This is a genomic window from Nocardioides gilvus, assembly GCF_003194605.1.
GTDB lineage: Bacteria > Actinomycetota > Actinomycetes > Propionibacteriales > Nocardioidaceae > Nocardioides > Nocardioides gilvus.
The window spans coordinates 410528-435634 of sequence record NZ_QHKY01000001.1 but is presented as its reverse complement, the minus strand read 5'-3'; the positions used below and the strand labels follow the sequence as shown (position 1 = coordinate 435634).

21 protein-coding genes and 1 pseudogene are annotated in these 25107 nt (G+C 68.7%); 15 read left to right on the top strand and 7 right to left on the bottom strand.

Annotated elements, in window-relative coordinates; translation table 11 throughout:
* Positions 1–73: 73 nt before the first annotated feature.
* Positions 74–2071, top strand: coding sequence for a TIGR03960 family B12-binding radical SAM protein (locus DNK52_RS02035; RefSeq protein ID WP_110239032.1), 1998 nt, complete (start codon positions 74–76; stop codon positions 2069–2071).
* Positions 2072–2131: 60 nt separating this feature from the next.
* Positions 2132–2305, top strand: coding sequence for a hypothetical protein (locus DNK52_RS02030; protein ID WP_162598555.1), 174 nt, complete (start codon positions 2132–2134; stop codon positions 2303–2305).
* Positions 2306–2308: 3 nt separating this feature from the next.
* Here the strand turns inward: DNK52_RS02030 and DNK52_RS02025 are convergent, their stop codons facing one another.
* Entirely contained in the window at positions 2309–3499 is a 1191-nt protein-coding gene (locus tag DNK52_RS02025) for an MFS transporter (protein ID WP_239455326.1), read from the bottom strand.
* Between the two features lie 42 nt (positions 3500–3541).
* Between DNK52_RS02025 and DNK52_RS02020 the strand changes: the two genes are divergently transcribed.
* The 11 genes and pseudogenes from DNK52_RS02020 to DNK52_RS01965 all read left to right on the top strand — a co-directional run bounded on the left by DNK52_RS02020 (position 3542) and on the right by DNK52_RS01965 (position 18086).
* Entirely contained in the window at positions 3542–4741 is a 1200-nt protein-coding gene (locus tag DNK52_RS02020) for a winged helix DNA-binding domain-containing protein (protein ID WP_110239028.1), read from the top strand.
* Positions 4742–4810: 69 nt separating this feature from the next.
* Positions 4811–5536: a TIGR03936 family radical SAM-associated protein gene (locus DNK52_RS02015; RefSeq protein ID WP_110239026.1), complete on the top strand. Its 726-nt coding sequence runs from the start codon at positions 4811–4813 to the stop codon at positions 5534–5536.
* A 1117-nt stretch (positions 5537–6653) separates the two neighbouring features.
* A pseudogene (locus tag DNK52_RS16490) lies at positions 6654–8558 on the top strand (Rne/Rng family ribonuclease); the annotation flags it as partial.
* A 949-nt stretch (positions 8559–9507) separates the two neighbouring features.
* Positions 9508–9810, top strand: a complete 303-nt coding sequence (gene rplU / locus DNK52_RS02005) for a 50S ribosomal protein L21 (protein WP_110239022.1) — start codon at positions 9508–9510, stop codon at positions 9808–9810.
* Between the two features lie 41 nt (positions 9811–9851).
* Positions 9852–10106 carry a 50S ribosomal protein L27 gene (rpmA, locus tag DNK52_RS02000; protein ID WP_110239020.1) on the top strand — a complete coding sequence of 85 codons (255 nt, stop codon included), beginning with the start codon at positions 9852–9854 and terminating at the stop codon, positions 10104–10106.
* An 89-nt stretch (positions 10107–10195) separates the two neighbouring features.
* Positions 10196–11731 (top strand): GTPase ObgE, encoded by a 1536-nt coding sequence (gene obgE / locus DNK52_RS01995; RefSeq protein WP_110239018.1) that lies wholly within the window; start codon positions 10196–10198, stop codon positions 11729–11731.
* Positions 11728–12855, top strand: a complete 1128-nt coding sequence (gene proB / locus DNK52_RS01990; protein WP_110239016.1) for a glutamate 5-kinase — start codon at positions 11728–11730, stop codon at positions 12853–12855. The genes obgE and proB overlap by 4 nt, the downstream gene beginning before the upstream one ends.
* Positions 12856–12949: 94 nt before the next feature.
* Entirely contained in the window at positions 12950–14143 is a 1194-nt protein-coding gene (locus DNK52_RS01985; protein ID WP_110239014.1) for a cysteine desulfurase family protein, read from the top strand.
* Positions 14140–15237, top strand: a complete 1098-nt coding sequence (gene mnmA / locus DNK52_RS01980) for a tRNA 2-thiouridine(34) synthase MnmA (protein ID WP_204163333.1) — start codon at positions 14140–14142, stop codon at positions 15235–15237. The genes DNK52_RS01985 and mnmA overlap by 4 nt, the downstream gene beginning before the upstream one ends.
* Positions 15234–16253, top strand: a complete 1020-nt coding sequence (locus tag DNK52_RS01975) for a uroporphyrinogen decarboxylase/cobalamine-independent methonine synthase family protein (RefSeq protein WP_239455325.1) — start codon at positions 15234–15236, stop codon at positions 16251–16253. The genes mnmA and DNK52_RS01975 overlap by 4 nt, the downstream gene beginning before the upstream one ends.
* Before the next feature lie 1404 nt (positions 16254–17657).
* On the top strand, positions 17658–18086 hold the full coding sequence (locus DNK52_RS01965) for a GNAT family N-acetyltransferase (RefSeq protein ID WP_110239010.1): 429 nt from the start codon (positions 17658–17660) through the stop codon (positions 18084–18086).
* 4 nt (positions 18087–18090) lie between these two features.
* On the opposite strand, the gene DNK52_RS01960 is transcribed toward DNK52_RS01965, so the two are convergent.
* The 5 genes from DNK52_RS01960 to DNK52_RS01940 all read right to left on the bottom strand — a co-directional run bounded on the left by DNK52_RS01960 (position 18091) and on the right by DNK52_RS01940 (position 20821).
* Entirely contained in the window at positions 18091–18564 is a 474-nt protein-coding gene (locus DNK52_RS01960; protein WP_110239008.1) for an SRPBCC domain-containing protein, read from the bottom strand.
* On the bottom strand, positions 18561–19223 hold the full coding sequence (locus DNK52_RS01955; protein WP_110239006.1) for a dihydrofolate reductase family protein: 663 nt from the start codon (positions 19221–19223) through the stop codon (positions 18561–18563). The genes DNK52_RS01960 and DNK52_RS01955 overlap by 4 nt, the downstream gene beginning before the upstream one ends.
* Entirely contained in the window at positions 19223–19555 is a 333-nt protein-coding gene (locus DNK52_RS01950; RefSeq protein ID WP_110239004.1) for an ArsR/SmtB family transcription factor, read from the bottom strand. The genes DNK52_RS01955 and DNK52_RS01950 overlap by 1 nt, the downstream gene beginning before the upstream one ends.
* Positions 19556–19659: 104 nt before the next feature.
* Positions 19660–19797, bottom strand: coding sequence for a hypothetical protein (locus DNK52_RS15940; protein WP_162598554.1), 138 nt, complete (start codon positions 19795–19797; stop codon positions 19660–19662).
* 619 nt (positions 19798–20416) lie between these two features.
* Positions 20417–20821, bottom strand: a complete 405-nt coding sequence (locus tag DNK52_RS01940) for a DUF1330 domain-containing protein (protein ID WP_162598553.1) — start codon at positions 20819–20821, stop codon at positions 20417–20419.
* A gap of 214 nt (positions 20822–21035) precedes the next feature.
* On the opposite strand from DNK52_RS01940, the gene DNK52_RS01935 reads away from it, so the two are divergent.
* On the top strand, positions 21036–21545 hold the full coding sequence (locus DNK52_RS01935) for a hypothetical protein (protein WP_110238998.1): 510 nt from the start codon (positions 21036–21038) through the stop codon (positions 21543–21545).
* 71 nt (positions 21546–21616) lie between these two features.
* Positions 21617–23347, top strand: coding sequence for a DEAD/DEAH box helicase (locus tag DNK52_RS01930; RefSeq protein WP_110238996.1), 1731 nt, complete (start codon positions 21617–21619; stop codon positions 23345–23347).
* A gap of 28 nt (positions 23348–23375) precedes the next feature.
* On the opposite strand, the gene DNK52_RS01925 is transcribed toward DNK52_RS01930, so the two are convergent.
* On the bottom strand, positions 23376–25076 hold the full coding sequence (locus tag DNK52_RS01925; RefSeq protein ID WP_110238994.1) for an MFS transporter: 1701 nt from the start codon (positions 25074–25076) through the stop codon (positions 23376–23378).
* Positions 25077–25107 lie beyond the last annotated feature (31 nt).

The window sequence follows — 25107 nt, the reverse complement described above, 5'->3', positions numbered from 1 at the left end:
GGCTGCGGTCAATGCGTACTTCCGACGTAGGCTTTACTCTCGTCCCGCTCTCTAGCTCGTGAGGTTCTCCTCCATGTCTGCCGCCACCGTTCACGCCGGCTCCGACGCCTCGGTCTTCCATCTGCTCGAGCCCCGGCTGCCGTCGGTCTCCAAGCCGATCCAGTACGTCGGCGGCGAGCTGAACTCGGTCGTCAAGGAGTGGGATTGTGGCGCTGCGTCCGAGCAGGGCGAGACCGTCCGGTGGGCGTTGATGTACCCCGACGCCTACGAGGTCGGTCTTCCCAACCAGGGCGTACAGATCCTGTACGAGGTGCTCAACGAGCGCGACTGGATCCTCGCCGAGCGCACGTACGCCGTGTGGCCCGACATGGAGGCCGTCATGCGCGAGGACGGGATCGGCCAGTTCACGGTCGACGGTCACCGTCTGGTGCGCAACTTCGACGTCTTCGGCCTGAGCTTCTCCACCGAGCTCGGCTACACCAACATGCTCAACGCCCTCGACCTGGCCGGCATCGCGATGCATGCCGTGGACCGCGGCGAGGACGAGCCGATCGTGCTGGCCGGTGGCCACGCCGCCTTCAACCCCGAGCCGATCGCCGACTTCATCGACGCCGCCGTCCTGGGCGACGGCGAGGAGGTCGTGCTGAAGATCTCCGAGGTCGTGCGGGAGTGGAAGAGGGACAAAGCAGGTCCCGGAGGCTCTGCCATCAACAGGGACGAACTCCTGCGCCGCCTCGCCGTCAGCGGCGGCGTCTACGTGCCCAAGTTCTACGACGTCACCTATGCCGCCGACGGCACCATCGAGGCCGTCGTGCCGAACCGTCCCGGCATCCCGTTCCGGGTGCGCAAGCACACCCTGATGGACCTCGACGCCTGGCCCTACCCGGCCGCCCCGCTGGTGCCGCTGGCCGAGACCGTGCACGAGCGCTTCAGCGTGGAGATCTTCCGCGGTTGCACCCGCGGCTGCCGTTTCTGCCAGGCCGGCATGATCACCCGTCCGGTCCGCGAGCGTTCGATCACCACGATCGGTGCCATGGTCGAGAACGGCATCCGCAAGTCCGGCTTCGAGGAAGTGGGCCTGCTCTCGCTCTCGAGCGCGGACCACAGCGAGATCGGCGAGGTCGCCAAGGACCTGGCCGACCGTTACGAGGGCTCCAACGTGTCGCTCTCGCTGCCCTCGACCCGCGTCGACGCCTTCAACATCTCGCTGGCCAACGAGTTCTCCCGCAACGGTCGCCGCTCGGGCCTGACGTTCGCCCCCGAGGGCGGCAGCGAGCGGATGCGCAAGGTGATCAACAAGATGGTCACCGAGGAGGACCTGATCGCCACGGTCGCCGCGGCCTACTCGCACGGCTGGCGCCAGGTGAAGCTCTACTTCATGGTCGGCCTGCCGACGGAGACCGACGAGGACGTCCTCCAGGTCGCCGACCTGGCACGTCGCGTCATCCAGAAGGGCCGCGAGGTCTCGGGCCGCAACGACGTGCGTTGCACCGTCTCGATCGGTGGGTTCGTGCCCAAGGCACACACCCCCTTCCAGTGGGCCGCGCAGCTCGACCACGAGACCACGGACGCTCGGCTCAAGAAGCTGCGCGACATCGTGCGCGACGACAAGAAGTACGGCCGGGCGATCGGTTTCCGCTACCACGACGGCAAGCCCGGCACCATCGAAGGACTGCTCTCCCGCGGCGACCGCCGGGTCGGCCGGGTCCTCGAGCAGGTCTGGCGTGACGGTGGCCGCTTCGACGGGTGGAGCGAGCACTTCTCGTACGACCGGTGGGAGAACGCGGCCGCCCAGGCGCTGGCCGGCACCGGCGTCGACCTCGACTGGTACACCACCCGCGAGCGCACCTATGACGAGGTCATGCCCTGGGACCACCTCGACTCCGGTCTGGACAAGGACTGGCTGTGGGGTGACTGGGAGGACGCGCTCGCGGTCGCCGAAGGGGCCGACGTCGAGATTGAGGACTGTCGCTGGACTCCCTGCTACGACTGTGGCGTGTGCCCGGAGATGAACACCGAGATCCAGATCGGCCCCACGGGCCAGCGTCTCCTGCCGCTCAGCGTGGTCTGAGTGACACCTGAGCGGGGCGATCAGCTTTCGCCTGCCTCGCAGAGCTCTGCGGGGGGCCTCATGGTCGGCTGTCTCGCTATCCTTGCTCTGCTCCTAGGGGCGGCGGCTCTGGTCGTGGGTGCCCTGCTCGCGCTGCGTTTCGGCGCGCCTGCGTGGGCCGTGGCGCTGGGCGGGATCGCCCTGCTTGTCGCGGGCTTCATCTGGTTGCAGAGGTCCGCCGCGCGCAATCGCTGAGTCTCAGCGACGGTCGAGCTGGTCCTCGAGGTAGGTCGGCCGACCGACGTACAGACCGAGCGCGAAGAGCGGCACCAACAGTCCCAGCAGGAGCACCAGCGGCCAGGTCCAGCCGTTGCTGGCGCTGTGCACCAGGCCGATGACGAAGGGGCCGGGCGCGGCGATCAGATAGCCCACCGACTGGGTGAAGCCCGACAGGGCGGCGGTGCCCGCTGCCGTACGGGCGCGCAGGCTGATCATCACCAGGATGATCGGGAAGGTCGTCCCGCCCGCTCCGAGCAGGATGGCCCAGAGCACCCCCCACTGCTCCGGGGCCACGAGCAGACCGACGAAGGCCACCGGATAACAGGCCATCACCGCCACCATCAGGATCCGCTGGTCGCGGATCCTGGCGATCGCCGCCGGGAGCACGAAGGAGAGCGGGATGCCGACGGCTGCGATGACGCCGACGAGCATGCCCGCCTGGGTGGCCGTGTAGCCGTTGTCGCGCCAGAGCTGTGCGAACCAACCGAACATCGTGTACGCGATCGCCGACTGCACGCCGAAGTAGGCCGCCAGCGCCCAGCCGAGCCGGGTGCCGGCGACCTGGCCGAAGGTGATCGTCCGGGTCCCCGCCTCGGGGCGCTTGTCGTGGGCCACCAGGGCAAACCACGGCAACGCCGCCAGCAGCGCCACCACGGCCCACGTGCCCAGGCCCCAGCGCCAGGTGCCGAGGGCGTCCGAGATCGGCACGGTCGTGGTGAAGGCCAGGGTGAGTCCGACGGCCATCGAGGTCGTGTAGAGCGCGGTGGCCGTGCCGATCCGGTCCGGGAAGTGGAGCTTGACCAACGAGGGTGCCAGGACGTTGGCGCAGGCCATGCCGGAGACCGCGACGAAGGTCCAGAGCAGGAAGCGCCCGCCGGAGTCGGTGAGTGCGCGCGCCGTCAGGCCCAGCACGACCGCGCCCAGGGAGAGCAACGTGACACGGTGCATGCCGATCTTGCGGGCCAGCCACGGAGCGGCTGCGCCGACGAGGGCGAAGGCCACCACCGGCAATGTGGTGAGGATGCTCGTGGTGGCCGGAGACAGGTCGAGCCCGCGGCGTACTTCCTCCAGCACCGGCCCCACGCTCACGGCAGCCGGGCGCAGGTTGAGGGCCAGGAGAGCGAGGCCGACCAGCAGCAGTGTGCGGCGACCCGCAGCGGGAGAGGGCATTGCCTGAGTTTCTCAGGTGCGCCTTCCTGACATGCTGGGCGGGTGCGACACATCAGCGACACCGAACGCCGCGTCCGACTGGCTCGCCGGCACGGGATCGCCCCGACCTGGCGACTCGGCGACGTCGAGTCAGCCACCCGAGCGATGACCGTGCTGCACGCCACCGAGGCGCCCTCTGTCTTCCTGTCGCTCTTCGCTCGGGTCGACCGCCTCGAGGTGGGAGACGTCGAGAAGGCCTTCTTCGTCGAGTGGACCGTCGTGCGACAGCTCGCCATGCGCCGGACCCTCTTCGTCTTCCCCCGTGATCTCCTGCCGGCGGCGCTGGGCAGCGCCTCCGCGCGTACGGCGGCTCAGGAGCGGCGCGCGCTGCTGAAGTACGTCGCGGCCAGTGGCATCACCACGGACCCCGACGAGTGGTGGACCCGGACCAGCGAACTGTTGCTCCAGCACCTGGCAGAGGGCGGCCCGGTGACCGCCGCGGAGGTGGCAGGGCTCGATCCCCGCTTCGAGGGACGGATCACCGTCGGCACGGGCAGGTGGACCACGGAGGTCCCCCTCGGGCCGAGGCTCCTGACTCTGCTCGGTGCGGAGGGCCGGGTCGTGCGCGCCGGCAACAGGGGCCACTGGCGCCAGGCGCGTCCGACCTGGGGAGTCACCGAGCAGGTGCTGGGGGAGCCGGTGACCCCGCTCGACTCCCACGACGGCTACCGCGAACTCGTACGCCGGTGGCTCGCCACCTTCGGTCCCGGCACCGAGGCAGACATCGTGTGGTGGCTGGGTGCCACCAAGACCGTCGTACGCCGCGCGCTCGCCGAGCTCGACGCAACGCAGGTCTCGCTCGACGCCGGCGACGTCGGGTGGGTACTTCCCGACGACGTCGAACCGCCCGCAGACCCAGACGAAGAACCCTGGGCGGCGCTGCTGCCCGTGCTCGACCCGACCACCATGGGCTGGAAGCAGCGCGACTTCTACCTGGACCCCGACGACAAGGCGTACCTCTTCGACACCAACGGAAATGCGGGCACGACGGCCTGGTGGAACGGAAGGATCGTGGGCTGCTGGGTCCAGGACGACGACGCTCGGGTCCGGGTCGTCCTGCGCCCCGGTCGCGCGGAGGAGATTGGTCCCGGCGGGGTCGCGGCGCTGGACGTCGAGTCGGAGCGGCTCACCGACTGGCTCGACGGTGTGGTGATCTCCAGTGTCTACAAGTCGCAGCAGATGAAGTCGGCCACACTTCCCTGACCTGCTGTCGCGGCCCTCGAGCAGCCGAGCGAATCGGTGGCGACGCAGTGTGGGGGCTAACGTCTGTCCGTGCGCAAACAGCCCGAGCAGCAGGCCCCGCCCGTCCAGCGACTCCGTGTCCGGTACGCCAAGCGAGGCCGGCTCCGCTTCACCAGCCACCGTGACTTCAGTCGAGCCTTCGAGCGCGCCATCTTCCGGGCGGGTCTCCCGATGGCCTACTCCTCGGGCTTCAACCCCCACCCCCGGATCTCGTACGCCGGGGCTGCGCCGACCGGCTCCGCCTCGGAGGCCGAGTACCTGGAGATCGGGCTGGCGAAGGTCCTCGACCCGGCCGACGTCCATGTGACGCTGGACGAGTCGTTGCCCACCGGGCTCGACGTGCTCGAGGTCGTGGAATCACCGGGCGGTTCGCTCTCCGACCTCCTCGAGGCCAGTCGCTGGGAGATCACGCTCCAGGGGGCCGGTGACCTGTCGGCGCTGGTCGAGACCTTCCTGGCCACCGAGACGGTCGAGGTCCAGCGGATGACGAAGAAGGGCCTGCGGGTCTTCGACGCCCGGGCCGCAGTGCTGGGGATGGAGGTGCGCGTGGACGGCGACACCACCGTCCTCGACGTGGTCCTGGAGCACGTGGTCCCGGCCGTGCGCCCCGACGACGTCCTGTCCGCGCTCGCTGCGGTCGGGGTGTACCCGATCGACGTGGTGCCGTTGCTCACCCGTGTCCAGCAGGGGCCGCTGGACCGGGAGAACGCCCTGGTGCGCGACCCGCTGTCCGACCCGCTGTCCGGGCAGTCATAGGGACGATCGCGAGCCCATGTGCCAGAATGACGCTTGGTCCCACTGGGTGACGCAAGTTACTGGGTGAGACTCGACGACGTTCTCGCCGTTCTGATCCGTCAGGCCGGCACGAAGCTTGAAGGTCGTCACCAGACCGCGACGCGGCCCGGGGAGTCAGTGACAGTGGCCCTCCGAATGAGACGCCGGGCAACCGGAAGACCACTAGGGCGAGCGACCGCGGCAGGTGGCCGACGTCCATTCTTCGACGCGCACGCGGGGGAAGTCGCCGCCACCGAAGGCTTTGCGTCTGGATTCTGAGCACCCGGATCCCGGCGTCCTACACACACCGGTGCTGCGCACCGGCTGAGGAGCGCACATGCTCGACGAAACCAACCCTGCAGACTCCGCGGACACCACGGCGGAAGGTTCCACGGCGGACGCTGCGGTCGACACCGCTGCAGCCGCGCCGGCCAAGAGGGCCGCTGCCAAGAAGGCTCCCGCCAAGAAGGCCGCTGCCAAGAAGGCCCCGGCGAAGAGGGCGGCTGCGAAGAAGACTGCTGCCGCGGCCGAGGTGCCGCAGGCTGCAGTGGACGCCCTGGCCGAGGCCACGTCCGCGCCCGAGGCCACCGCAGAGGCCGTCCCGGCGAAGCCGGCTGTGACGCGACGCACCCGCAAGGCCCCTGCGAAGAAGACGGCCCCGGCCACCGAATCTCCGGCCACCGAGTCCCCGGTCAGCGAGCCGACCGAGGCCGTGGAGACCACCGCCGCCGAGGCGCCGGAGGCCGACGCCGCGCCGGCGAAGAAGACCGCTGCGAAGCGCGCACCGGCCAAGAGGACCGCTGCGAAGAAGGCGCCGGCCAAGAAGGCCGCTGCGAAGAAGACTGCTGCTCCCGAGGTCCCCGAGGCCGCGGTGGACGCCCTCGCCGACGCCACCTCTGCGCCCGAGGCGACCAACGACTCCGGCACTCTCCCGCTCTTCCAGGCCCCCGAGGCCGTCAAGAAGGCCCCGGCACGCCGCACGCGCAAGCGAGCTGCTGCTGCTCCCGTGGAGGAGTTGCCGGTCGAGGAGGAGAAGACCCCGATCCAGCTCGCCGAGGAGGCCGCCCTCGCCGCAGCTGCCGCTGAGGTCGCCGACGACGTCGCGCCCGTGGAGACCACCGAGTCGAGGGAGTCGACCTCCCCGGACGCCGCCGAGGACGACTCCGAGGGTGACGACGAGGACGACTCCGAGGACGGCACGCCGACCCGCCGCCGCCGTCGCCGTGGCGGTCGCCGCCGTCGCAGGTCCGGTGACTCCAACGGCCAGGGCAGCGACGACTCCTCCGATGGCGACTCCGACAACGCCGACGGTTCCCAGGACGCGGATGCGAGCGCCGAGAGCGCCGAGAGCACCGACAGCACCGGCCAGGACGGTTCGGACAACTCCGACAGCTCCGAGGGGGAGTCGGGCTCGTCGAGCTCACGTCGCCGTCGCCGTCGTCGCCGCTCGGGCGACAACGACGCCGAGACCCAGGACCCGGAGAACACCGTCGTACGCGTCCGCAAGCCGCGCAGCGCCGAGGACCAGATCACGTCCCTGGCCGGTTCCACGCGTCTGGAGGCGAAGAAGCAGCGTCGTCGCGAGGGCCGCGAGGCTGGTCGCCGTCGCGCGCCGATCGTCAGTGAGGCCGAGTTCCTGGCCCGTCGCGAGGCCGTCGAGCGTGTGATGGTCGTGCGTCAGCGCAAGGACCTGACCCAGATCGCCGTCCTCGAGGACAAGGTCCTCGTCGAGCACTACGTGGCCCGTGAGTCCCAGACCTCCCTGATCGGCAACGTCTACCTCGGTCGCGTGCAGAACGTCCTGCCCTCGATGGAGGCCGCCTTCGTCGACATCGGCAAGGGCCGCAACGCCGTCCTGTACGCCGGTGAGGTCAACTGGTCCTCGCTCGGCCACAAGGAGGGTCAGGCCCGCAAGATCGAGTCCGTCCTGAGCCCGGGACAGCCCGTCCTGGTCCAGGTCAGCAAGGACCCGATCGGTCACAAGGGTGCCCGCCTGACCAGTCAGATCAGCCTGGCCGGCCGCTTCCTGGTCTACGTGCCGGACGGCACCACCAGCGGCATCTCCCGCAAGTTGCCCGACACCGAGCGCAGCCGCCTCAAGGCTCTCCTCAAGGAGATCGTGCCGGACTCGGCGGGCGTCATCGTGCGCACCGCTGCCGAGGGTGCGAGCGAGGAGGAGCTCACCCAGGACGTCGAGCGCCTCAAGGCCCGCTGGGAGGACATCGAGGCCAAGGGTCGCGGCAACGCGCCGCAGCTGCTCTATGGCGAGCCCGACCTGACGTTGAAGGTCGTGCGTGACCTCTTCACCGAGGACTTCACCAAGCTCGTCATCGAAGGTGACGAGGCCTGGGAGACGGTTTCCAACTACGTCGAGCACGTCGCGCCCGACCTGGCCGAGCGTCTCGAGCGCTACGCCCCGGCCGACAACGCCTCGGCCCAGCAGGGTGACAGCTTCGCGGTCTACCGCATCGACGAGCAGATCGCCAAGGGTCTGGACCGCAAGGTGTGGCTGCCCTCGGGTGGTTCGTTGGTCATCGACCGCACCGAGGCCATGACCGTGGTCGACGTCAACACCGGCAAGTTCACCGGCTCCGGGGGCAACCTCGAGGAGACGGTCACCAAGAACAACCTCGAGGCCGCCGAGGAGATCGTCCGCCAGCTCCGGCTGCGCGACATCGGCGGCATCATCGTCGTCGACTTCATCGACATGGTCCTGGAGTCCAACCGCGACCTCGTCGTGCGCCGCATGGTCGAGTGCCTGGGCCGTGACCGTACGCGTCACCAGGTCGCCGAGGTGACCTCGCTGGGTCTGGTGCAGATGACGCGCAAGCGCATCGGTACCGGTCTCCTGGAGTCGTTCTCCAGCGACTGCGAGCACTGCCAGGGTCGAGGCGTCATCACGCACTCCCACCCGATCGAGGCGAAGCAGGGCGGTGACGACGACGGACGCCGTGGCGGTCGCCGCGGCCGTGGCCGAGGGGACTCGAAGAGCGACAACACCGGTGGCAACGCGGGCAATGACCGCAGCGCGGGCAACGACCGCAACGCGGGCAACGACCGCAACGCCGGCAACGACCGCAGCGCCGGGAACGAAGGCTCCTCCGACGACCAGCGTTCGCAGAAGTCCGAGCAGCGTGACGACAGCGGCAACCGGGGTTCGCAGAAGTCCGAGCAGCGCGACGAGAACGACAACCAGCGTTCGCGCCGAAGCCGAGGCCGTGGGGGACAGGGCAACGCTGCCCAGAAGCTCGAGTCCACCGAGACGACTGAGTCTGCCGAGACGACCGAGTCTTCCGGGGCCCCCGAGGTCGTCGCGACCGAGTCGACTCCGGCACCCGAGCCGCGTACGTCCGTCGAGACGCCCGCGGTCGAGGCCCCCGCAGCCGCACCCGAGGCGCCCGTGGACACCAAGCCCCGCGTGGTGACCCGCAGCCGTCGCCGGGGTGCTTCGCGTCCCGTCACCGAGACCTCCTCGGAGGTCGCGGCGATCGTCGTGGAGCCGTCTGTTGCGGCTCCTGCGGTGGTGACCGAGGCTCCCGAGGCGCCTGAGGCTCCCGTGGCAGCCCAGGCAGCCCCTGAGGCCATCCGGCCCAAGGTCGTGACCCGTACGCGTGGCCGCGCCGCCTCCCGCCCGGTGGGTCCGCCCGCCGGTGAGGCGACCGGTGTGGAGTCCTCTGAGGGCACCGACGCGGCCGGAGAGCCGATTGTTGAGCACGTCCCGGTGAAGAAGAAGGGGGCGCGCAAGCGCTGAACCGGCGCCGGTGCGCCTGCCGTTTTGCGCAGTCGCACCGGTCCCCGTAGTATTGCCCATCGGTGTCCCGTACACCTCTCTGCGTACTTGCGCTGGCTGCTGAAGTCCTTTCGTGACGACATGGTCTGTGCGCGGCGCGGGTGCCCTGAGTTTTGAAGTTGTTGACTGGACTGTTCAAGTCCGACGAGGAGAGTGAGTCGCGGTGTACGCGATCGTGCGCAGTGGCAGCAAGCAGCAGAAGGTTGTTGTTGGCGATGTCATCGAGATCGACAAGGTCGAGACCGCCGTTGGCGAGTCCGTCACCCTTCCCGTCGTGATGGTGGTGGACGGCGAGTCCGTCACCGCCACCGGTCTGGACAAGGCTGCGGTCACCGTCGAGGTGCTCGGCCGGACCAAGGGTCCCAAGATCATCATCCAGAAGTACAAGAACAAGACCGGCTACAAGAAGCGCCAGGGTCACCGCCAGAAGTACACCCAGGTCAAGGTCACCGACATCTCCATCTGAGTTGCGGCGACGCTCTCGACGATCCACGAAGGACTGAACTCATGGCACACAAGAAGGGTGCGGCCTCCACCAAGAACGGCCGCGACTCCAACTCCCAGCGCCTCGGCGTGAAGCGTTACGGCGGCCAGGCCGTCGGTGCAGGCGAGATCATCGTCCGCCAGCGTGGCACCCACTTCCACCCGGGCAGCGGCGTCGGCCGCGGCGGTGACGACACCCTGTTCGCGCTGATTGCTGGCGCGGTGGAGTTCGGCACCAAGCGTGGTCGCAAGGTCGTCAACATCGTCCCCGGCGAGTGACCTGACGCTTCACAGCTAGACATCATGCGAAGGGCGTCCCTGTCATTGGGACGCCCTTCGTGCTTTTCATCATCTCTCCAGGAGCATTCATGGCCGTCCCCACTTTCGTCGACCGCGTGACGCTGCACGTCAGCGCCGGTCGAGGCGGGCACGGTGTCGCTTCCGTCCACCGTGAGAAGTTCAAGCCTCTCGGCGGTCCTGACGGCGGCAACGGTGGTCAGGGCGGATCGGTGATCCTGCGCGTCGACCCCGACGTCACGACGCTGATCGACTACCACCACAGCTCCAAGCGCGCGGCCGACAACGGCGCCGGGGGAGCGGGCGACCACCGCAACGGCGCCCACGGCTCCGACCTGGTGCTCCCGGTCCCCGACGGCACCGTGGTGACCGACATGCAGGGCAACGTGCTCGCCGACCTCGTGGGTCCGGGCACGGAGATGGTCATCGCCCAGGGCGGTCGCGGAGGGCTCGGCAATGCCGCCCTCGCGTCGTCCAAGCGCAAAGCCCCCGGTTTCGCACTGCTCGGTGAGCCCGGCGAGGAGCTCGAGATCGGTCTCGAGCTCAAGGTGGTCGCCGACATCGGTCTGGTGGGCTACCCCAGCGCCGGCAAGTCGTCGCTGATCGCCGCGATCTCCCGGGCCAAGCCCAAGATCGCCAACTACCCCTTCACCACCTTGGTCCCCAACCTCGGCGTGGTCCGTGGTGGTGACACCGTCTTCACCGTCGCCGACGTGCCCGGTCTGATCGAGGGCGCTGCCGACGGCCGCGGTCTGGGCCACGACTTCCTGCGCCACATCGAGCGTTGCGCGGCCCTGGTGCACGTGGTCGACACCGCCTCCATCGAGCCCGGTCGCAACCCGGTCGACGACCTGGACGCGATGGAGCACGAGCTGCAGCGCTACGGCGGTCTCGAGGACCGGCCCCGCCTGGTGGCGCTCAACAAGATCGACGTGCCCGACGGTGCCGACATCGCCGAGATGGTGATCGATGAGTTGCGCGGGCGTGGGCTCAAGGTGTTCCCGATCTCGGCAATGTCCGGTGAGGGCACGCGCGAGCTGATCTTCGCCATGGCCGAGCTCGTCGAGGCCACCCGGGTCGAGAAGCCCGTCGTCGAGGCGACCCGCATCGTGCTGCGTCCCAAGGCTGCCGGCAAGAACGCAGACTTCGAGATCACCCGCGACGGTGACGGCTGGCGTGTCCGTGGCGAGAAGCCCGAGCGTTGGATCCGCCAGACCGACTTCAGCAACGAAGAGGCCGTGGGCTTCCTGGCCGACCGTCTCGACCGGCTCGGGGTCGAGGTGGCGCTGATGCGCAAGGGCGCCGTCGAGGGCGACGCCGTCTACATCGGTCACCCCAACAACTCGGTGGTCTTCGACTACAAGCCCAGCATCGAGACCGGTGTCGAGATGCTCGGTCGTCGTGGCGAGGACACCCGGCTGCGTGAGGACCGTCCCGCGGCCCAGCGTCGCCGTGACATCCAGGACTCCATGCCCGAGCGCAGCGACAACGAGACCCGCGCCGACGTGGCCCGTCGTCTCGACAAGCCCGAGAAGTACGGCCCTCTGGCCTACGAGATCGGCTCGAAGGACGACCCCGACTGGGCGCAGGACGACCCCGACGCATGAGCGTGGACGCCCACGACCTCCGCGAAGCCGTACTGAACGCGAAGCGGATCGTCGTCAAGATCGGATCCTCGTCGCTGGCCACGGGTGGCGGCGCGCTGGAGCCCGGCCGCATCGCCGACCTGGTCGACGTCCTGGCCGGCGTACGGGAGCGGGGCACCGAGGTCGTCCTGGTCTCCTCGGGTGCGATCGCTGCCGGGTTGTCCCCGCTCGGCCTGGACCGACGTCCCCGCGGGCTCGCCCTGCAGCAGGCGGCGGCGTCGGTGGGTCAAGGACTACTGGCCCACCACTACCAGCAGGAGTTCGGCCGGCACTCCATCACCACCGGCCAGGTGCTGATGACCGTCGACGACGTGATCCGGCGTGCCAGCTATCGCAACGCCCACCAGACGTTCGACGCCCTCCTGGGTCTCGGCGTGGTGCCGGTGGTCAACGAGAACGACACGGTCGCCACCTCCGAGATCCGCTTCGGTGACAACGACCGCCTGGCTGCGCTGGTGGCCCACCTGGTGCACGCCGATCTGCTGGTGCTGCTCTCCGACGTCGACGCCTTGTACGACGGACCCCCCAGTCGCCCGGGAGCCCGCCGGTTGGCCGAGGTCCGCTCCGAGAGCGACCTCGAGGGCATCGAGATCGGTTCGGTCGGTTCAGCCGTCGGCACCGGCGGCATGGTCACCAAGATCGAGGCGGCCAGGATCGCGACGGGTGCCGGCATCCCCGTGGTCCTCACCTCGGCCGCCCAGGCCAGTGCCGCCCTCGCCGGGGAGCAGGTTGGGACCTTCTTCCACGTCACCGGACGCCGCCGTCCGATCCGGCACCTGTGGCTGGCCCACGCCACCGAGGGCAAGGGGAGCCTGAGCCTGGACGCCGGCGCCGTACGCGCTGTCGTCGAGCGGGGCGCCTCCCTGCTGGCGGCCGGCGTGACCGACGTCGACGGTGCCTTCGTCGCGGGCGACCCGATCGACCTGGTCGGTCCCGACGGCACGGTGGTGGCGCGCGGACTGGTCAGCTTCGACGCGGTCGAGATCCCCGGGCTGCTGGGCCGGTCGACCCCTGAGCTGAAGGAAGAGTTCGGCGATGTCTACGACCGGGCACTGGTGCACCGTGACGACCTCGTTCTCCTCTGAGACGGTTCTGGCGCGTAGTGCCACGCGGTGTGGCGCAATCGGTCTCCGCCACGCTTCTCGCAGGCGACGGTCCCTCCCGTAGGCTGGCCAGGACATGAACAGTTCGACCCCGCCCAGGATCTACCTCGACCACGCTGCGACCACGCCCATGCTGCCCGTCGCCGTGGAGGCGATGACGCGCCAGATGGCCGAGGTCGGCAACGCGAGTTCGCTGCACGGTTCGGGCCGTCGCGCGCGCCGGGTGGTCGAGGAGAGTCGTGAGGCGATCGCCGCAGCGATCGGGTGTCGTCCCGGTGAGGTCATCTTCACCTCCGGCGGCACCGAGTCCGACAACGTCGCCCTCAAGGGTGTGCTGTGGGCGCGCCAGGCCCAGGATTCGCGGCGCACGCGCATCCTCACCTCCGCCGTCGAGCACCACGCCGTCCTCGACCCGCTGGAGTGGCTGGCCAAGCAGGGCCAGGCCGAGGTCGAGCTCATCGCCGTCGACGAGCTGGGACGCCTCGACGTGGAGGCGCTGCGTGAGTCCATCGAGCGGGACCCGGGCTCGGTTGCCCTGATCTCGCTGATGTGGGCCAACAACGAGGTCGGCACCCTGCAGCCCGTCACCGAGGTGGTGGCGCTCGCCGAGGCGCACGGCATCCCGGTGCACACCGACGCCGTCCAGGCCGTCGGCGCGGTCCCGGTGGACTTCGCGGCCTCGGGTGTCGACGCGCTGACCTTCACCGGCCACAAGCTGGGGGGCCCGTACGGCATCGGCGCCCTGGTGGCGCGTCGTGAGCTCCGCGTCGTACCCCTGCTGCACGGCGGGGGCCAGGAGCGTGGCATCCGCAGCGGCACCTTGAACCCGCCCGCCATCGCCGGTTACGCCGCCGCGGTGCAGGCGGCCGTCGCCGGCCAGGCCGAGCACGCGGCCCGGATCTCGGCCCTGCGTGACGAACTCGTACGCCGGGTGGTCGAGGTCGTCCCTGACGCCCACCTGCACGGTGACCCCGCTGCGCGGCTGCCCGGCAACGCCCACATCGGTTTCCCCGGCTGCGAGGGCGACTCGTTGCTGATGCTCCTCGACGCCCAGGGCATCGAGTGCTCGACCGGCTCCGCCTGCTCGGCCGGGGTCCCGCAGCCCTCCCACGTGTTGTTGGCGATGGGGTGCGACCCGGCCCAGGCCCGCCACTCCTTGCGTTTTTCGCTCGGTCACCCGACCACCGCCGCCGATGTGGACGCGGTGGTGGCCGCGATCGGTCCCGCCGTCGAGCGCGCTCGTCTGGCCAACCGGAAGGCTGTCCTGTGAAGGTCCTCGCTGCGATGTCCGGGGGAGTGGACTCCGCCGTGGCTGCCGCGCGCGCCGCCGAGGCCGGCCACGACGTGACCGGCGTCCACCTGGCGTTGTCGCGCAACCCTGCGTCGTACCGCAGCGGTGCTCGTGGCTGCTGCACGATCGAGGACAGCAACGACGCGCGCCGGGCCGCCGACATCATCGGCATCCCGTTCTACGTGTGGGACATGTCGGACGAGTTCCACGAAGGCGTCGTCGAGGACTTCATGGACGAATACGCCGCCGGCCGCACTCCCAACCCGTGCCTGCGCTGCAACGAGAAGATCAAGTTCGCCGCCGTCCTCGACCGGGCGTTGGCGCTCGGCTTCGACGCCGTCGCGACCGGCCACTACGCCCAGCTGCGCACCGGTGACGACGGCCTGATCGAGATGCACCGCGCGGTTGACCACGGCAAGGACCAGTCGTACGTGCTCGGGGTGCTCACCCAGGAGCAGCTGGCTCACTCGTACTTCCCGCTCGGGGACTCCATCAAGCCCGACGTACGCCTCGAGGCGGAGCGCCGCGGTCTGCTGGTCGCCGACAAGCCCGACAGCCACGACATCTGCTTCGTCGCCGACGGTGACACCGCCGGTTGGCTGAAGGAGAAGCTCGGCGACCGGGCCCCCAACCACTCCGGCGAGATCATCGACGACGAGACCGGCGAGGTCCTCGGCGAGCACGAGGGCACGTACGGCTTCACGATCGGTCAGCGCAAGGGCCTGCGGATCGGGCGCCCTGCGGCGGACGGCAAGCCCCGCTTCGTGCTCGACATAGAGCCGGTCGCCGGCACCGTACGCGTCGGCTCACGGTCGCGGCTGGCCGTCGACGGACTCCTGGGCGACCGGGCCCGCTGGTGCGGCACCGTCCCCGAACGACTCGAGGGCACCGTGCAGTTGCGGGCCCACGGCGCCGAGCACCGCGCCGTGGTCGTGACCGACGGCTCCAGCGTCACCGTCGAGCTGCTCGACCCGGCCGAGGGCATCGCCCCCGGTCAGGCGGTCGTGATCTACGAGGGCACCCGCGTGGTCGGCTCCGCCACGATCACCGAGACCCGACGGGTCACCGCGTGACGTTGGCGACCGGCATCGGCTCGATGCCCGGGGGAGCGCCGCTCGGCCAGGAGGCCGACAACGCCCGTGCCTACACCGAGGCGGTCAAGGTCGTGCTCGGCCAGCTCGACCAGGGCGCCCACCTGCCTGAGATGCCGGGGCGTGGCGCGATCGCCGACATGGTGGGACGCAGCCTCGCCGTCGTCAGCGGTCTGGCCGCTGATCTGCAGCCCGCCGGATGGCGGCTCACCGGTGGTGGCGTCGGCATCGACCAGCGTCGCGCGCGTTCACTGCTCGCCCAGGATCTCGACACCGTCGAGGAGTTGGCCCAGGACTACGACGGCACCTTCAAGGTGCAGGTCGCCGGTCCGTGGACGCTGGCTGCGACCGTGGAGAAGCCGCGCGGCGACAAGGTCCTCTCCGACCACGGGGCCCGTCGCGACCTGGCCCAGGGCTTGGCCGAAGGGTTGCGCGACCACGTCGCTGACGTACGCCGCCGCCTGCCCTCCGCGGCCCGACTCGTCGTTCAGATCGACGAACCCGCGCTGCCCGCGGTGATGCAGGCGAAGGTCCCCACCGCGAGCGGCTTCAGCCGCCACCGCCGCGTCGACCCGCCCGAGGCCTCCGCGCTGCTGGCCCACGTGCTGAGTGCGATCACCGAGGCCGGCGCAGAGGCGTGGGTGCACTCCTGCGCCGAGGACGTGCCCTGGGACCTGGTCAGTGATGCTGGCGCAACCGGACTCCTGTTTGACCTCGACCGAGCGGGCGCCGCCGCGATCGACCACCTCGCCACCCATCTAGAGGGCGGGGGAGTGCTAGGACTGGGCGTCGTGCCGAGCACGGACCCAACGAGCGAGATCAGCGACAAGACCGTCACCGAGCGGGTGCTTCGTTGGCTCGACATGCTCGGCTTCGATGCCGAGGAGTACGCCGGTCAGCTTGTGGTCACGCCGGCCTGTGGGTTGGCGGGGGCGAGTGATGTGTGGGCGCGGCGGGCTTTGGAGTTGGCGGGGGCGACGGCGCGGCATCTGTCGTAGTTGCCGCGCCGCCGTGCGGAGTGGTTGGTCAGGCGCTGCGGCTTCCAGCGCAGGCATCCGCAATGACCATCGACGCCCCCGCTCCAAGCAGACACACCATCAGGGGGTTGAGGCCGTCCCTGCCATCCACGAGGTCGAACACCGCGATAAGTGTGGCAACTACCAACAACAGGTAGCCAATGCTCAAGGTGCTACGCATGTTTACGCTCTCCAGCCTCTGAGGTCAGTTGTAGTTACTGTACTTGGCCGACTTGGTTAACTCGAGTTTGGGTGCGTCCTTTTGGTAGTTGAGACTGAAGATTCCGAGAGAGACGGAGGCCGACCATCCACCTGATCCCTTTAAATTGTGAACATGGTGGAAGCTGCCCGCCTTGGCTCCGCCACATTTCTTCTTCCCGACCTTCTTCATGTGGATCCATGCCAAGCCCATATCGGTTTGGAGTCGGAAGTCCTTGGCTCTGTCGTGGACATTTCAGACAGATTTCTGGTGTGTGGACCACTTGAGGCTGTGGAGTTTGGTCTTTCTTCCCTGAGAGTCTTGCGTGATGAGGCCCGTAGCTGCATTCCGCCAACACCTGGACTTGAACCCTTTGATTGCCATACCGGCGGCGTCATATGGGGCGCCGGCGCCGATTATATCGTCGCGATAGTTCCAACGGCCATAGAAGGCGACGAACTTCTTGCCCTTCTTCGTCCAACTTGCCCAAGAACTTGACACTGTGAAGAGATCTGCCGGCAGTGGCTTTGCGTAGCGATTATTCGCAGCCACTTGAGAGGCGTGAAAAGGTCTGACCTTGACGTTTTGGGCGCCAGACGACTCAAGGGCTAATTTGATTTCAGAACGCGTCGGAACGGCCGACCATTCGATCGTGCGGGCGGAAGTTGACTGGAGGACCTTCTTATCATCTGCTCGCGCATCCTCAGGGACCGTCACGGATAGTGACACCCCTGTCAAAGTCAATAGTGCCAACACTGCGGCGATGGCAGTGATTCCTTTGAATCTCCGAGATTTTATCTGGCAAACGTAGAACCACGGCACCGTCATATTGCGTCATGTCAAGCCGTGAGATCCACAGGATTCGTATGCTCGTGCTGATAACGGGAGATTTGCCCCCTACGACCCAGCCCCGAAACGACCGACGCGCTCTGGTCCAGGCAGTTCGAGTTCGGGGCATCGGCCGACGTGATCGTCGAGCCTGCTGCGGGGGCGGCGCCTCTGCGTGACGCCGACGAGCCCGGCGTGGGCAAGACCCGTTCGGCCAGCTCGACCAAGGCGCCCACCCGCCCGAGATGCCGGGCCGCGGCGCGATCACCGACATGGTTGGGCGCGGCCTCGCCGTCGTGAGCGGTCTGGCCGCCGACCTGCAGCCGGCGGGCCCTCCCGGCAAATGACATGGTTCATGCGTGATCACCACTCTCACGACCGACGCCCTCGACGCTTGTGTCGCCCTCTATGTGGACACCTTCAACAGGCCACCGTGGAACGAATCCTGGAGTGTCGAAGATGCTGCGCAGCGGCTCGGCGATTTCCTCGCCACGCCTCGTGCCCACGGCGTCTGCTCGTGGGATTCCGACGGCACACTGGTCGGGTTCGCGGTGGGGCATCTGGAACGCTCAGGAGCCGAGGATCACTTCTTGCTCAAAGAGATGTGCGTTGACACAGGCGCGCAACGCAGGGGGCACGGCACCAGGCTCCTTGAGGCTCTCGCCGAGCAGCTGGGAGCCGTGCAGCACTGGTATCTCCTGACTGCGCGGGACAGCGACGCGTCAGCCTTCTATGAAAGGAACGGCTTCCGCCCCGCCGGGCGGATGGGCGTCTTCGTGCGCCCGTGACCGATCATGCGACCCACTGCCTGAAGTGATCGGCCAACGCGTCGAGCAGACCCCGGCTACCGGCTTCCCGTCCGGGCCCGTCGGCCCAGAACTGGTCGAGGAAGACGCCGTGCTCGGAGTGGGTGAACCTGGTGCCCATCTCGGTCGGCTCGAACTCGAAGGACGCCACCGACGTGGACATGTGGGTCCCGTCGAGCCACATGTCGTACGTCGTCACGATGCGGGTCTGCTCCACGATGTCGGTGTAGGTGGCTTCGTAGCGCGACACCGGACCCTCGTGGAATGCCCCTACCGCGATGTCGCGGCCACCCACACGGAAGTCGAACTTCCACTCGCCGGGCTCAAAGCCGTCGCCGTCGTGGAACCAAGCCAACTTCTGGTCCTCGTTGGCGAAGGCGTTCCAGACCTGGGCCACAGGAACGGCGTAGTCACGGGTCAGGGTGAACCCGGAGTGGGCGAGTCGGCGTTCGGTCGTCATCGGCGAGAACCGTCCTGTCGCGTGAAGGTGACGTGAATGGTGCCGCTTTCGGCCACTTCGCTGCGCACCTCGTGGGTGAGCTCGAGGCCACGCAAGTCATCCCAGAGTTGGGTGCCGCGCCCCAGCACGATCGGGGCGATCGCGGCGTGCAGGTCGTCGACCAGACCTGCGCGCAGGAACGCCCGGCCCGTACTCACGCCGCCCCCGATGCGTACGTCCAGGCCACCTGCGGCCTTCGTCGCCTCGGCGAGCACGTCCTCGACCGGGGCGCTGCGGAAGTGGAACGTCGTGCCGCCCTGCATCTCCAGGGCCGGCCGCGGCGCAGTGTGAGTCAGGACGTAGACCGGGCAGTGGAACGGGGGCTCCTCGCCCCACCAACCCTTCCAGTCGGGGTCGTCGGGGAAGGTGTGGAAGCCGAACATGGCGGCACCGAGGATCTCGGCGCCGACGCCTTCGAAGTACGTGGCCGCGTACGAGTCGTCCACGCCGGTCGTGCCCGCTCCAGTGGTGTCGCCGAAGGTCCGTTCGCGCACGGTGCGGGTGGCGATGTAGGAGGCCATGAGTCGGTCCCAGTCCTCACCCATCGGTTGCTCCGGGCTCTGGCCGCCGGAGGTGAATCCGTCGAGCGAGATGTTCAGATCGAGTCGAACGCGCGTCATCAAGTGTCCTTCGTGCGGGTCAGGTGGATGCCGAGTCGATCGGCTTGGTGTTCTGCAGGCGTCCGTTGCTGCCCCAGCCACAGATGCAGAACGTCGAGCGAGCCCGGGCGCAGGCTGGCCGTGCGGACGCGTCCCTGCTTCTCGGACATGACCACGCCCGCCTCCTCGAGGACCCGCAGGTGCTGCAGCAGCGATGGCAGGGTCATCGAGAACGGCTCGGCGAGGTCGGACACCACCGCCGGGCCTTTGGCGAGGCGCTCCACGACCGCTCGTCGGGTCGGATCCGCGAGGGCACGGAGGACGGCATCGACTTCGTCGAGATACTTAGGCATTTGCCTAAGTATCTCCATGGGGATGCGACCCGGTCAACCGTTCCGCGTGATCAATCCAGTACGAAGGTGCAGGTGTCGATCACGGCAGCGCAGACGGCCCGACGTCAGCGCTCAGGCTTGAAGGTGCCCGCCCGGATCTGGGCTGCAATGGCCAGGGCCGTGGATCGCCCTTCCTCGAAGTCGCGGACGGGGACGTCATGGATGTCCTCGCTCTTCTTGCCGACGACTCGATAGACGATCACGATCGCCTCTCTGACGGGATCGGGCTCGCGTTGAACACGTGCCAACACCCAATTGATCGCCCTGAGTGCAGGACCTGGTCTGCCGCCCAACGGCGTCCCGATGAAGACGCGACTCACAGCCCCGAACATGGGGACCACATCGACGGAATATGCGGCGCCGCTGGGGTCGCTCGCCAGACACGAGAAGGACTCGAACTCTGCGTCCTCTGATTCGGTCACGGGCACATGTTTGCACGGGCAGAAGGCGATTCGGTGAGCATCGCGCTTCTGGTCGCCGCGGCCAACGTCCCGAGACAGACAACACCACGTCCATGGCGACTCCGTTGTGCAGGAGGGACTCGATGTCACCCTTCTGCAAGAGCCTCTCCCTCAGAGCGCCCGGGCGAGCCGACTCCGTTCGAGATGGCGACGCGGATAGCGTCCGGGGATGGCCACCTCTCGCCGATCCGGCACCCGCCGCCGCAGCACATGGCGCGGCAGCGCAACGCGCCCGGCGCAGCGCCCACTGCCGGCCGCCGGTGCGGCGGAGCGGCTCTGGGTCCTCGGCGCGACGTCGCGGGGTGGGCGGGCAGCCTACGCGCCTGACTGGGGCGAATTCCGCAAGGAGCGGGGTGACCGGTCAGCGGGAGGTCGGGATGAGGCGGGAGTCGACCAGCGCGGCCGTACGGTGCGCAGCCGCCTCCACGTATGCCGGCTGGTTGATCATTGACCGGAAGGCCGCCGGGTTCGGGTATCGCACGGTGAGCATCGCGTCCCACTGCTCGCCATCGGGTCCGATGAACGTGGGTTTGCACATCCTGAAATGCTCGACCGAGCCGCCGATCGCCTCGAGCGAGGCATGCGCTGTCTTGGTGTACCGCCGGTACGCCTCGGCCCCGGAGATCGGTGCTTCGGGGGCCAGGTCCGGTCGGCCCGAGTAGTCGGCGATGTCGCGGAACCGCACCAGGTTGAGCATGACGACCGAGCGGTCGGCGTCCAACTCTCTCAGCGCCCCGAACTGCGCAGCGTGGGCTCGACACTGCAACGCTCCGAAGGCGGTAGGTCTGTGGTCATGGGCGCACACGTTAGCGCTGTTCGAGTCCTCGTGGGGGCTCGCCCGAGGCGAGCCAGGAGGCCGGCTGTTCCTCCTAGCTGACGAGCCGGGCGTCGGGCAAGACGATCTCCGCGGGCTGCATCAGATGAGTTCAGGCTTTCGGAAACCGGTCCACGACCCGCGCTCCTACTACAGACTTCGTCGCATGCATGACATCGCTCTGACCCATCGGTGGGTGGCAGACGCCGCCGCGGCCCGCCGCGCCTCGAGAGCCTGGCTCGGACACATCGTGCGGGACCGTCGTCTGTGGGTGGCCGGCGTCGTTGTCGAGTTGGGCGTCTTTGGTTGGTACATGTGGGAGTTCTCCGACTTGGTTCTGCCGCTCCGGGTGGCCTTCTGCCTCGTTGCCGCACTGGTGATGACGCTGACGATCTTTGGGATCGTGCTGGGTGGGACCTATGTGCTGAGCCGCGTGAGGCTGCGAACCGTGCTCGCGCCGGGTGTGGTCCTCGAGTCGGGCTTCGGTGATGGCTCCGTGGCGATGCGTTCGCCGGACGCCGAGTCGATACTGTCCACGAGCGGGATCGTGCGGGTGGCCACCCATCGCGAATGGGTGTTCGTGACGCACAAGGGCAGCGCCCTGAGCATCTGGCCGGCAGAGTTGTTTCCGCCAGCCGAGGTGAGCCGTGTGCGCCGGGAGATCGCGTCCCGCTGACGCATCCGTTGGCGCGAGTCACTGTGGCGAGCCAACCCTGTTCGCGACCCGACCCCGGATAGCGTCCTCGAGTGGCCACCTCCCGCCGTCCCAGTGCTCGCCGGGGCAGTTCGTCGTCCCGCGGTGGCAAGCGCCAGAGCGTACGGCCACTGCCTGAGGCTGGCTCGGGGGAGCGGCTCTGGGTGCTCGACGTGCCGTACGGCACCCAGGTCGACGGCGCCACCTGGCACTCCGCGGTCAAGACCCATCTGTACGTCGGTCCCACGCTGCCCGATCACCTCGCTCCCTACCCGCCGGGGCCGTACACGCTCGGTCGGTTCGTCGAGAACACACTCAACCCCGACGACCCGACGCCCAACCCCGAGGCGACCGACGCGCTCGAGCCCCGGCAGATCCAGTTCGAGGCTGCCGACGCGATTGCCGAGCGCGCCGCAGCTGGCGGACGTCTGTTCCTCCTGGCCGACGAACCCGGCGTGGGCAAGACGATCTCGGCGGTCCTGGGGGCGACGGCGGTGGGCGACCTCCGCGGCGCCAAGCGCGTGCTCGTCGTGGCCGACCGCCCCGCCGCGATCACCATCGGCCACTGGTGCCGCACGATTACTGCGCTCGGCGGCGGCGGTCTGGACTGGGTCGTCATCACCTGGGACCGACTCGAGAAGGTCAAGGACCACACCTGGGACGTCATCATCGCCGACGAGGCGCACGCGCTGCGGCGGACGACGACCAAGCGTTGGAAGCTGTGGGCGAAGATCTCCGGGCACGGAAAACCCCACGACAAGGCGCCGTTCGTCATCGCGACGACCGCGACGCCCGGACACACGCCCCTGGAGCTGCCGTACCTCGCGCCTGCCTACGCGCAGGTGCTGGATGAGCCGATGAAGGAGTGGACCTCGGCGACCCAACCCGGCCCTGCGTTCGCCAGCGCGCTCGAGCGCCACGGCGTCGAGGTCGAGCACGGTCGCTACGGCGCGACCTGGACCACCGATCCGGCGCGACGCGCCTCCGACCTCAAACTGGTCCGCGGCTGGCTGACCGACGTACGCCCGCCCGCGATGTTGCACCGCGCCGCACCTTGGGGGCCGGTGCCGATCTCCGGGATGCCAGTGACGCTCACGCCAACCGAGCGGGCCGCGTACGAAGCCGAGTGGGGAGAGTTCTGTCGCGAGATGGACATCGCCCGACGCGGCCGCAACACCGCCAAGGGTCGGGCTGCGCTGCTGCGGTTCCGGCAGAAGGCCGGGCTGATCCGGGTCGACTCGACGGTCGACTGGATCGCCCAGCAGGTCCAGGCCGAGCGACAGGTGGCCTGCTCGGTCGAGTTCGTCGGCACCGCCGCCGACCCGATCACCGACCGGTTGCGCGACGTCGGCATCGAGGTGGCCACGATCTACGGACGCGATCGGTTCGACCCAGAGGCTGAGCGGCTGAAGTTCCAGACCGGAGAGGCGAAGGTTTGCGTCTTCACCACGGTCGCCTCCATCAGCCTGCACGCGGGCGAGACCCTGGCCGACGGACGGCAGGCGAGCACCGAGCCGCGGGTCGGTGTCTTCCACCAAGCCCGCTTCTCGGGCATCGCGGGGCGCCAGGTGACCGGACGTACGCACCGCGACCACCAGGTCTCGCCGTGGCACATCGCGTACGCCGAGGGCACCGTCGAGGAGCAGGTCGGGAAGGTGATGGTGGAGCGGATCGCCGCGGCCTCCGACACGGTCGGGAGCGACACCACCGGTCTCACCGAGTTGGCCGAACTGCTCGGGGCTGACTGGTTGCCGCCCGCGGCGTTGACCGAGGGCGACGCCTGAGCCTCGTCTGCAGGAGGGGCAGGTCAGGTCAGGACTGGGCCGGTGCCCCGTCCATCGTGTCCGTGTCGACAGCGCCACCGCGCTTCTTGCCCTGACCCAGCTCGTGCGGCTGGATCCGCATGAAGGTGAACATGATCACCGAAGCCAGCACCATCATCCCGGCGGCGGCCATGAAGGCCGCCGTGGCGCCCTCGGTGAAGGTGGCCTGGAAGAGCACCAGGTCGAGCATGCTCGTGCCGGTCCCGGGAGCCACCTGATCGGGGTTCATCCCGGCCGCCTCCAGACCGGCGCGGACCGAGTCGGAGACCTCGTCGGAGCGACGGTTGACGAACTGCAACGAGATGGTGCTGAGCAGGCCCAGTCCGAAGGCGCCACCGATCTGGGTCACGGTGTTGAGGACGCTGGAGCCGACGCCGGCCTCCTCGGCCCGGATCGCGTGCACCGCGGTGAGGGTCATCGGCACGAAGGTGAGCCCCATCCCCAGGCCCATCAGGACCAGGAAGGGGAAGAAGTCTGCGATGTAGTTGAAGGAGTCCGCCCCGACGCTCTGGCTGGCCAGGAACTGCGACACCGCGTGCTCGGGGGAGTCGTCGACCGAGTAGCGGGAGAAGCCGAGGAGCGCGCCGGCCGCCAGCAGGGTCCCCACCCCGGTGATGTAGCGGATCGAGACCTTGGCGACCAGCTTGGCGGCGACGATCGTGCCGACCATCACCGACATCGAGAAGGGCAGGAAGGCGAGGCCGGCCTTGAAGGGCTCGTAGCCCACGATGCGCTGCACGAAGAGACCGTTGAAGTAGAACATCGACATCATCGCCATGGCGGCGAAGAACATCGCGGCAAACGACGTGCCACGGGTGCGGTCCATGACGATCCGCAGCGGCAGCATCGGTTGGGCCACCTTGCGCTGCACCAGGATGAAGCCCACGAGGAGCAGCACACCGGCGGCCAGGAAGAAGATGGTCTCCGGGGCGGTCCAGCCCGCGTCGGCATCGCCCGCCCGGGTGAGCCCGTACACCAGCGAGAACATGCCGAGCGTTGCGGTCAGCGCGCCTGGGATGTCGAGTGGGTTGCGGTTGCGTGCCGACTCGGCCAGCCAGCGGGGAGCCAGGAAGGCCCCGATGAAGCCGATCGGCGCGTTGATCAACAAGGTCAGACGCCACCCCGTGACGTCGAAGCCCAGCAGCGAGTCGATGCCGGTCAACCAACCACCCAGGAGCAGGCCCATCGCGGCGCCGATCCCGGACATGGCGGCGTACACGCCCATCGCCTTGTTGCGCGGCGGACCAGCCGGGAAGGTGGTGGTGACCAGCGCCAGTGCGGCCGGGGAGGCCAACGCGGCCCCGACGCCCTGGAGGGAACGGGCTGCCAGGAGCATCCAACCCTCGGTGGCGAAACCACCGAGGAGTGAGGCGACGCCGAAGATCAGCAGGCCGATGGTGAACGTACGCCGCCGGCCGAGCATGTCGCCGAGGCGCCCGCCCAGGATCAGCAGGCCACCGAACGCCAGCGCATAGCTGGTGACCACCCACGTCAAGGTGACCTGGGTGAGCCCCAGGTCGCGTGAGATGTGGGGGAGCGCGATGTTGGTGATCGTGCTGTCGAGGACCAGCATCAGCTGGACCACCGAGATCAGGACCAGCGCCTTGGTGAGGTTGATCCCCGGAGGTGCCTGGGTGTCCAGGGTGGTGGGGCCCTCGGCCGGCGTGCTGGAGGGGCGGGTGTCGGTCATGTCGTCCTTTGGCAGTGCTCACGGGGCGCCT